The organism is Neobacillus drentensis (genome assembly GCF_036965245.1).
Lineage (GTDB): Bacteria > Bacillota > Bacilli > Bacillales > Cytobacillaceae > Neobacillus > Neobacillus drentensis_G.
This window is the reverse complement of sequence record NZ_JBALPG010000087.1, coordinates 1-9,531: the sequence shown is the minus strand read 5'-3', so window position 1 is coordinate 9,531 and position 9,531 is coordinate 1. Positions and strand designations below refer to the sequence as shown.

At 37.7% G+C, this 9,531-nt stretch carries 10 protein-coding genes; 9 read left to right on the top strand and 1 reads right to left on the bottom strand.

Annotation, left to right across the window (positions count from 1 at the left end; translation table 11 throughout):
- Positions 1 to 68 precede the first annotated feature (68 nt).
- The 9 genes from V7150_RS17660 (at position 69) to lysA (ending at position 8,040) form a co-directional block, all read left to right on the top strand.
- Positions 69 to 1,241: a D-alanyl-D-alanine carboxypeptidase family protein gene (locus V7150_RS17660; protein ID WP_335521016.1), complete on the top strand. Its 1,173-nt coding sequence runs from the start codon at positions 69 to 71 to the stop codon at positions 1,239 to 1,241.
- Positions 1,242 to 1,382: 141 nt separating this feature from the next.
- Positions 1,383 to 1,733, top strand: a complete 351-nt coding sequence (gene spoIIAA, locus V7150_RS17655) for an anti-sigma F factor antagonist (RefSeq protein WP_335521014.1) — start codon at positions 1,383 to 1,385, stop codon at positions 1,731 to 1,733.
- A complete protein-coding gene (gene spoIIAB / locus V7150_RS17650; protein ID WP_283919288.1) occupies positions 1,734 to 2,174 on the top strand; it encodes an anti-sigma F factor in 441 nt (146 codons plus the stop codon).
- 12 nt (positions 2,175 to 2,186) lie between these two features.
- Positions 2,187 to 2,945 carry an RNA polymerase sporulation sigma factor SigF gene (sigF, locus tag V7150_RS17645; RefSeq protein WP_335521010.1) on the top strand — a complete coding sequence of 253 codons (759 nt, stop codon included), beginning with the start codon at positions 2,187 to 2,189 and terminating at the stop codon, positions 2,943 to 2,945.
- 107 nt (positions 2,946 to 3,052) lie between these two features.
- The gene (locus tag V7150_RS17640; protein ID WP_335521009.1) at positions 3,053 to 3,676 is read left to right on the top strand and encodes a stage V sporulation protein AA; all 624 of its coding nucleotides are present in this window, start codon (positions 3,053 to 3,055) and stop codon (positions 3,674 to 3,676) included.
- Positions 3,663 to 4,088 (top strand): stage V sporulation protein AB, encoded by a 426-nt coding sequence (locus tag V7150_RS17635; protein ID WP_335521006.1) that lies wholly within the window; start codon positions 3,663 to 3,665, stop codon positions 4,086 to 4,088. Before V7150_RS17640 ends, V7150_RS17635 begins: the two co-directional genes overlap by 14 nt.
- Positions 4,089 to 4,218: 130 nt before the next feature.
- The gene (locus tag V7150_RS17630; protein WP_335521004.1) at positions 4,219 to 4,794 is read left to right on the top strand and encodes a stage V sporulation protein AE; all 576 of its coding nucleotides are present in this window, start codon (positions 4,219 to 4,221) and stop codon (positions 4,792 to 4,794) included.
- Positions 4,781 to 6,271, top strand: coding sequence for a spore germination protein (locus V7150_RS17625; RefSeq protein ID WP_335521002.1), 1,491 nt, complete (start codon positions 4,781 to 4,783; stop codon positions 6,269 to 6,271). Before V7150_RS17630 ends, V7150_RS17625 begins: the two co-directional genes overlap by 14 nt.
- A gap of 464 nt (positions 6,272 to 6,735) precedes the next feature.
- Entirely contained in the window at positions 6,736 to 8,040 is a 1,305-nt protein-coding gene (gene lysA / locus V7150_RS17620; RefSeq protein ID WP_335521000.1) for a diaminopimelate decarboxylase, read from the top strand.
- A 176-nt stretch (positions 8,041 to 8,216) separates the two neighbouring features.
- Here lysA and V7150_RS17615 read toward each other — a convergent pair whose 3' ends face one another.
- Positions 8,217 to 9,080, bottom strand: a complete 864-nt coding sequence (locus V7150_RS17615) for a DUF1002 domain-containing protein (protein ID WP_335520998.1) — start codon at positions 9,078 to 9,080, stop codon at positions 8,217 to 8,219.
- Positions 9,081 to 9,531: the final 451 nt, after the last annotated feature.

Genomic DNA, 9,531 nt, shown 5'->3' with positions numbered 1-9,531 from the left:
GGAAATAATTGTATAATATAATTATTTTTGGAAAAAATGGAGGCTATAAAGAATGGAGGGTTATGCGAATGAAACGATTTGTCTCTTTCATAGTGACATCTTTTTTACTTACATGTTTATGGAGTCCATCTGCTTTTGCTGCAGAAGAAAAAAAGAATACGGATATCGTCAGCAATGTAAAATCTGCTATATTAATTGAACGCGATACAGGAACAGTTCTCTATGAGAAAAATAGTAATGAAGAGCTGCCGCCTGCAAGTATGACCAAAATCATGACGATGCTCTTAATTATGGAGGCGTTGGATCAAGGAAAGCTGAAATGGGATGAAAAAATCCGAACAAGCGAATATGCAGCTTCTATGGGCGGTTCGCAAATTTTTCTTGAGCCAGGCGAAGAAATGACAACCAAGGAAATGTTAAGAGGAATTGCAATTGGTTCCGGAAATGACGCATCTGTTGCCATGGCTGAAAGAATTGCAGGTTCAGAAGAAGCGTTTGTTGATATGATGAACGATAAGGCCAAAAAACTAGGACTAAAGCATACGGTCTTTAAAAATACAACTGGACTTCCAGTAAGTGGACATTATAGTTCAGCAGCAGATATGGCTGTTATGTCAAAAGAGCTTCTAAAATATGAAGACATTACAAAATTTACGGGTATGTATGAAGCATACCTTCGTGAAAATACAGACAAAAAATTCTGGCTTGTTAATACAAATAAATTAGTACGTTTTTACCCAGGCGTAGATGGCCTCAAAACTGGCTTTACTGCAGAAGCAAAATATTGCTTAACTGCAACAGCCAAAAAAAATGGCATGCGTGTGATTGCGGTCGTTTTTGGTTCCCCAACCTCTAAGGAAAGAAATGCGCAAGTTACTAGAATGCTTAATTATGCCTTTGCCCAATATCAGACTCATCCGATGTTTAAGAGAAATCAAACAATAGGTCAAGTCAAAATAAGTAAAGGAAATGAGAAGTCTGTCGAGGCTGTAACAAGCGAACCACTTTCATTACTGACAAAAAAAGGTGAAAAGACAGAGGATGTTAAACAAAAGATGGTCCTGAAAAAAAATCTAAATGCTCCCATTACGAAGGGTGAACAGGTAGGGACTATTAAGCTTATTAAGGACGGAAAAGTCATTCTTGAAAGCCCATTAGTGGCAGGTAAAGATGTAAAGGAAGCAGGATGGTGGACACTTTATAAACGTTCATTCGGAATGTTTACAAAGGCTGGCAAGTAATCAGCAAAAATCCGTTAATGTCGAAACTTCAAAGTAAATTACTAATTTTAGCGAATTTCAACTAGTTTTGTATTTATAGAAGGATATTATCGTTTGGGAAGCGAATTGACTCACTATACCAGATTAAGGAGGCCGGGGATAGTGAGTCTTAACATTGAAATGGAAATAAAACATGCTGTTTTATGTATTCGCTTAAGTGGTGAATTAGATCACCATACAGCGGATGAACTTCGCGAGCAGACGATAGCAATAATTGAAAAAAACGATATACGTCATATTGTCTTAAATCTGGAACAATTATCCTTCATGGATAGCTCTGGATTAGGGGTTATCTTAGGAAGATACAAACAAATAAAACAGGTGCACGGAGAAATGGTCGTTTGTGCAATTTCCCCTGCAATACAAAGATTATTCGATATGTCTGGTTTATTTAAGATCATCAAAATGGAACCGACTGAGGAATTTGCATTGCAAAGATTGGGGGTGGCCTGAATGAAGAATGAGATGAACCTTCAATTCAGTGCTTTAAGTCAAAATGAGTCATTTGCACGTGTAACCGTTGCAGCCTTTATTGCCCAGCTTGATCCAACAATGGATGAATTGACAGAGATTAAAACAGTCGTATCAGAAGCTGTGACCAATGCGATTATTCATGGTTATGAAAATGATCCAAATGGAATTGTATACATTCATGTTTCCATTGAGGACAGTTTGATTGATATGACGATTAAGGATGTTGGTTTAGGAATTGTAGATGTGGAGGAAGCTCGTCAGCCATTATTTACAACGAAGCCGGATCTAGAACGATCCGGTATGGGATTCACCATCATGGAAAATTTCATGGATGAGGTAGAGGTTCATTCACAGCCAGGTCGAGGAACCGAGGTTAGATTACGGAAGCATTTAAAATTGCGCAAAATGCTTTGCAATTAAGGAGACTTGCCGATGGATGTGGAGGTCAAAAACGATAAAAGTCAATCGTATTTAAAGGATCATGAAGTGAAAGAGCTCATTAAAAAGAGCCATGAAGGAGACCAAGAAGCTAGAGATTTAATCGTTGAAAAAAACATGCGTCTCGTCTGGTCAGTTGTCCAACGGTTTCTTAATAGGGGCTATGACCCTGATGACTTGTTCCAAATTGGTTGCATTGGATTATTAAAATCAGTTGATAAGTTTGACCTTTCCTATGATGTCAAGTTCTCCACATATGCTGTACCAATGATCATTGGTGAAATCCAACGATTTATCCGCGATGATGGAACAGTGAAGGTGAGCAGATCACTGAAGGAAATGGGGAACAGAATCCGAAAAGCTAAGGATGAATTATCGAAGACACTAGGAAGAATACCAACTGTTACCGAAATTTCAGCACATCTGGAACTATCGCCGGAAGATGTGATCCTTGCTCAAGAAGCAAGCAGGACACCTTCATCTATTCATGAAACAGTTTATGAAAACGATGGGGATCCGATTACATTACTAGATCAAATTGATGACGGTAATGAAGGAAAATGGTTTGATAAAATTGCGTTAAAAGAAGCTATCCTTGAATTGGATGAACGGGAAAGATTAATCGTTTATTTAAGATATTATAAGGATCAAACACAGTCAGAAGTTGCCCTTAGGCTGGGAATATCTCAGGTTCAGGTTTCTAGACTGGAAAAAAAGATATTACAGCAAATGAAAGACCGTATGGATCTCTAATCCATACGGTTTTTTGTTTCGTCTACCTTAGCACTTTTATACATGAAAATACAGCTTATTATCCATACTACATATACAAGGAAATCATTGTGTGGGAAGTGAATGTTTTGGAAAAGACCATCTACATCCGCATGCGGAATCGTGTCCAAGCCGAACCGGAAGAAAAAGTTTTGTTAAAGGATGTTGCCCAAATCATTGCTCCAGAATCTGTTCTCTTAAATATCAAAACAATGATGGTTCATCAATTAACCCTAAAAGATCGGAATATAGTGGTTATTGATGTGATGAGAGTTATCAATTTAATTACAGATACTTTTGAGGATTGTGAAGTTCAAACCATTGGTCCTGCACAAACCATAATAGAAGTAACTTTTAAAAAAAAGGGAGTTTCCATTCCTTTTTTTCTCTTAATATGGTTTCTGTTATTTTTCGGTTCAGCCATGGCGATAATGAATTTTCATGATGATGTCAGTATGAAAAGTGTCCATGAAAAGATTTATACCATTATAACGGGTGAGAAAAATGCAAAGCCATTATTGTTTCAAATTCCCTATTCTATTGGTTTGGGTCTAGGGATGATTCTATTTTTTAATCATGTATTTAAGAAACGGATAAATGAAGAACCCAGTCCACTTGAAGTAGAAATGTTTAATTATCAGCTAGATTTAGATAATTATGTCATTATCCATGAAAACAAAGAAAGTATGAAACGAATTAATGACGACGATTAAAATTTTGACAGTGCTATTTGTAGGATTATCAAGTGGATTGGCCGTAGGTTCTGGTTTTGTTGCATTCCTTACTGTACTTGGAGTGATTCCAAGGCTGACACAACTTAGTAAAACAATGAAAATGATTCACCAGTATGAATGGGCAGTTGTGATAGGGGCGCTGACTGGGGTATTAGCGAGTCTTAGGGATCCTACATTATATATATCATCTTATTTTTTGATTCCATTAGGAATAACTGGTGGAATATTTATTGGAATGTTAGCTGCAGCCCTAACTGAGGTCCTAAATGTCCTGCCGATTCTTGTAAAAAGGATTCGCTTAGATGGACAAATTATTATCTTAATCATGGCAATTGTATTTGGGAAAATATTTGGTGCCATTTTTCAATGGCTTTATTTTGTTCATCATTAATACCTTGAAAACAGCCCAGCTCCACCAGGATAAGCTTCGAAGCGAAGCATTCCATAATTAAAAATCTTAAGTTTTCGAGGATACCAGCTTATTATGACGTTTACTTTTTTTTATGAAGGGACATCAAAGTATGAGTATTCGGAGGCGTGTCATTTTAGTTACTGACGGTGATGAATATGCAAAAAAAGCTGTTGAGCATGTTGCTCAAGAGATTGGTGGACGATGTATTTCCAGCTCTCATGGAAATCCTTCAACATTAACTGGTCAAGAAATTGTCAATTTAATAAAAAAAGCCCCACACGATCCGGTATTAGTAATGTTTGATGATAGCGGCATAGTGGGTGAAGGGGCGGGTGAATCCGCATTGAAATATGTTGCTTTACATAAAGACATCGAAATTCTAGGGGTCATTGCAGTTGCCGCAAGATCTAGACATGAGGAATGGACAAGGGTTGATATAAGCATCGATCGTGATGGAGAGTTAACGCCCTATGGAGTAGATAAATTTGGTATTCCAGAACTTGAAATCGGTAGAATAAATGGAGATACCGTTTATTGTCTTGATGAATTGGATGTGCCTATTATCGTAGGTGTGGGTGATATTGGCAAAATGGCAAGACTCGATTCTTACAAACTTGGTTCGCCGATCACGAAAAAAGCAGTGGAATTAATTCTTGAAAGGAGTGGCTTTCATGTCAAGAAGTAACGAGCAGAAATGGCCAATCCCGGAATCAGTGCATGAAATTGAAAATTATATGAAACAGCGTGTGGGGCTCGGGGTTAGTTTTGATTTTGGGGTCAGGAAGTTAAAAATTCTAAAAAAAGATGTGCATATCTATTATGTAAATGGGTTATGCGATACACGTTTTATTATAGAGTTAATTGAAGAGTTAGTTGAAATCAATGATCATGAAAAATTATCAACGGATATATTTAAGATTGTTGAAAATAGACTTGTTAACCAATCGGTTGAACAGGTTAAAACGCTTGATAAAATTGTTGATCAGGTTCTATCTGGATTAATTGCCGTTGTGATAGAAGGGCAAAATACAGCCCTTGTAATTGATGTTAGGAGTTATCCCGGCAGGGCCCCTCAAGAGCCTGATACAGAAAGAGTAGTTAGAGGATCACGTGACGGATTTGTTGAAAATATTATTCTCAATACAGCTTTGACAAGAAGGAGAATTCGTGACGAACGACTTCGCTTTGAAATGTATAAAGTTGGAGAGCGTTCGAAAACGGATGTAGCATTAGGTTACTTAGAGGATGTGGCAGATGCTGACTTACTTAATATTCTTAGAAAAGAAATAAAAGCTATCCATGTTGACGGTATTCCGATGGCAGATAAAACAATTGAAGAGTTTATCGTTAAACAGGGGTGGAATCCTTTTCCGTTAGTAAGATATACGGAAAGAGCAGATGTCGCTGCTGCTCATTTATTAGAAGGTCATGTCATTATTTATTGTGATACTTCTCCAAGCGTAATTATTACCCCGACAACCTACTTTCATCATTTACAGCATGCTGAAGAATTTAGGGAATCACCTGCAATGGGGACTTTTGTGCGTTGGACTCGGTTTTTAGGTCTCTTAGCATCGATTGTATTACTTCCCTTATGGTTACTGTTCGTATTGGAACCGTCCCTATTACCTGAAAAAATTTCCTTCATTGGACCGAATGAACAAACCAATATTCCTGTTGTCATTCAATTAATATTAGCGGATTTTGGTATTGAATTTTTGAGGATGGCTGCCATTCATACCCCGACTCCATTATCAACGGCAATGGGCTTAATTGCCGCAGTAATGATTGGACAGATTGCGATTGACGTTGGTCTATTTGTTCCTGAGGTGATCCTCTATGTTGCTTTGGCAGGGATCGGCACTTTTACGACTCCGAGCTATGAGTTAGGTGTGGCAAATAAAATTGCCAGAATTGCACTAACGATTTTGGTAGCCATTTTTCATACGCCCGGCTTCGTCATTGGAATTACCATCTTGTTTTTATTTATTGTTAACCTGCGTGCGCTTAATGCACCATACTTTTGGCCGTTTCTTCCTTTCGAACCAAAAGGATTTATGCAGATTATCTTCCGCAGGGCAATCCCTGGATCTATACTAAGACCAAGTATTGTCCACCCTAGAAATCGTTTTAGGCAGCCACCGAAGGCGAACGAGAAATAATTGCGGTTTTTTTACAGTTATGCTAAAGTGATTTTAATTAAATAAAGGGTTAAAGGAATAAGAAAAGCACACGCGCTTTGATAAGCCCCGATATAGGGAGACTTAGTCAATTGGAAATCGGCTTAGTCTCCCTTAATACGTATAGAAAGCGGTAGCTTTCTGTATCCAGGCATAAGACGAACCATAATGAGGCGTTCTCAAGCCACCACAGCAAGGCAGCTACCTGAAAAGATTCCTTGCAGCCTTGCTCCATGGCGTTAGCCGTGGAGAATCCTCTTCGAATTTACTTCCTCGCCGTCTAATGACCTGAGGACTAGGCGTGGTGCTGGACATTTCTCAAAGGCGAAACTTTTACTTTCTTATCTTTTAAAAATAGGCAGTATCTTATGGAGATTCTGTCTATTTATTTATTATAATTGTCTACATAATCTATAGTGAGTTGTTTACGGAGAGAGGGAAAGGGAATGTATTTTTATGGGTCAACAGGTGTAAATAAAAACGGAAATTTAGAAATAGGCGGGGTCGATGCAATTGAGTTAACACAACAATTTGGAACTCCGCTGTATGTGTATGATGTAGCCTTAATGAGAGAAAGGGCACGGGGCTTTAAACAAACATTTGATGACCTAAATGTAAAAGCTCAAGTCGCTTATGCCAGTAAAGCATTTTCAACAGTAGCGATGATTCAGTTAGCAGAGGAAGAGGGTTTGTCACTCGATGTCGTATCTGGGGGTGAATTGTATACGGCAATCATAGCTGGATTTCCGGTAGAAAGAATTCACTTTCATGGAAATAATAAAAGTCGAGAAGAATTAGAAATGGCCTTAGACCAAAGAATCGGTTGTATTGTTGTTGATAATTTTACAGAAATGGAACTTTTAAAAACCATTTGCCATGAGAAAAATGTGAAGATCAGCATCCTACTGAGGGTTACACCAGGAATTGAGGCACATACCCATGACTATATTTTAACCGGACAGGAGGATTCAAAATTTGGTTTTGACCTTCAAAATGGACAGGCAGAAGAGGCATTAAAAACCGCGATTCAGTTTGAATATTTTGATGTTCTCGGACTTCATTGCCATATTGGATCCCAAATTTTTGAAACAACAGGATTTTTACTAGCAGCAAAGAAAATTGTTGAAAAAATGGAATTCTGGAAAAAAGAGCTTTTCTTCGAAGCAAAGGTGTTAAATTTAGGCGGGGGGTTTGGGATCCGCTATACAAAAGAAGATGAGCCCATCCCGCCCTCGCAATATGTAAGTGAAATTATTACAGAAGTAAAAAATTTAACAGAGCAGCACTCATTAAAAATACCAGAAATTTGGATTGAGCCTGGTCGTTCGCTTGTAGGTGATGCAGGTATTACCCTTTATCAGGTAGGTTCTTCCAAAGAAGTTCCTGGAGTAAGGAAATATTTAGCCGTTGATGGCGGGATGAGTGATAATATCCGGCCTGCACTTTACCAGGCAAAATATGAAGCTGTTCTTGCGAATAAACCTTTAGCAAAAGCAAATGAAACCGTATCAATTGCCGGGAAATGCTGTGAATCGGGTGATATGTTAATTTGGGATTTACCGCTTCCAGAAGCAGGAGAAGAGGATATTCTTGCTGTCTTTTGTACTGGTGCATACGGTTATTCCATGTCAAACAATTATAACCGGATTCCTCGTCCGGCCGTCGTATTTGTTGAAAACGGTAAAGCCACGCTTGTTGTAAAAAGAGAATCATATGAAGACATAGTAAGGCTTGATTTGCCGCTTAAATAGAAGAAAGCTGTCGCTGAGGCGGCAGCTTTTTAACTTTAAATGATATAGAATTTATAACATTGGATATTGAGAGTTGTCTATCTCAAGCGCCTAGCGGCTAATGTATTTCGCTCTATACCCTTGGATAAGTCAAAATGATCGAGTCTATAGCCCCTAAATGGACGCTTGCGCTTTTCTTAAGAGAAAATTGATTTAATGGCATCAATCAGCCAAATGAAAAATTGCTTGATTTTTTCTAAAAAACCTTGCCCTTCTTCAGATTGAAGATATTTTGATATGCGGTCTTTTGCTTTATTAAGCTGGTCGCTTACTTGGTTCCAGTCAATGTTTAGATCCTTTAGTTTATTAAAAAAGTCAATTAATCTTTGCATTTCTTCATCAGTAAGAGTAACATTTAAATCCTTTGCTGCCTGCTCAATAATTTTCTGTAACTCTTCATCATTTTTCGGCTTATTTTTAGCAATATCTTCTTTTACTTTAGCTATAAGGGCAGCAGCATTCTTATCGCCGATGGAGTCTCCCAGTTTGGCGGTTTCTACCATCTCTTGATTCGCAGCTTGTTTTACTTCTTCTGGAATTGTCTTATCAGCAGAGATTTCATATGCTTTAATAATACCAGTTAAGGCTGCAGTTCCAGATACAGACATCGGGGCAGTAATATAGATGTTGGCATCTTTAACGCCAGCTGTAATTAAGGCATTGACATACATTTCATCTGTAACCCAGTTGATATTCTTTGTTTTCACCGTAATCCCTGAACCCTTTGGAGCAATTGTTACGGAAGAGGATGAGATTGCCTTTGTACCGATTAGTGATTTCGAGACGTATTTCCCTAAATATTGATGTTCTTCTTGATTCGATACGGTCACAATTTGGACATCTTTCGGTGCGCCCATTTCTTCTAATAGGTTATTTTTTTGTTCTTCTGTCAAATTTTCGCCTAATGTGACAATCATATCCCCTTCAGCCATATCAGCAAAGCTGCGAATTGGATAGAAGAGTACGAAAGTTAATAGTAGAAGAATCATTATTTTTTTCATTGTTTGCCTCCTTGAAGTTTAACCATTGTTAAAAAAATTTCAAAGCTCTTTTAATAATATAACCGAAACCTTTATTAATAACGTACTATTTAATCCAGAAGTTTCATAGTTTTGATATTTTAATGGAGAAATGCAACATTTATAAGATAAAATAGATTATTTTTGTTATTTGGTGTAGAATGGTGGTCAGGACAGAACTCTTGTATGGAAAAGGGGCGGAGCGCAGCAAAAGCGATTTAGTATATCCTATCATAGTGGATAATTTACATTTTTCACGACGAATGAAGTAACTACAGCTCTGCTCACACCACCTTTATAATGTTAGGTTGGTTTTTCGAATGAGTAATAATTCCATAATAGATTGTGACGTGAAATACCATTTGCGTTTTGTGGGAAAGTTTTTCATGAAAAAAAATTGGGTTTTATTTAGTATCCTTATTGGCATCTCTGT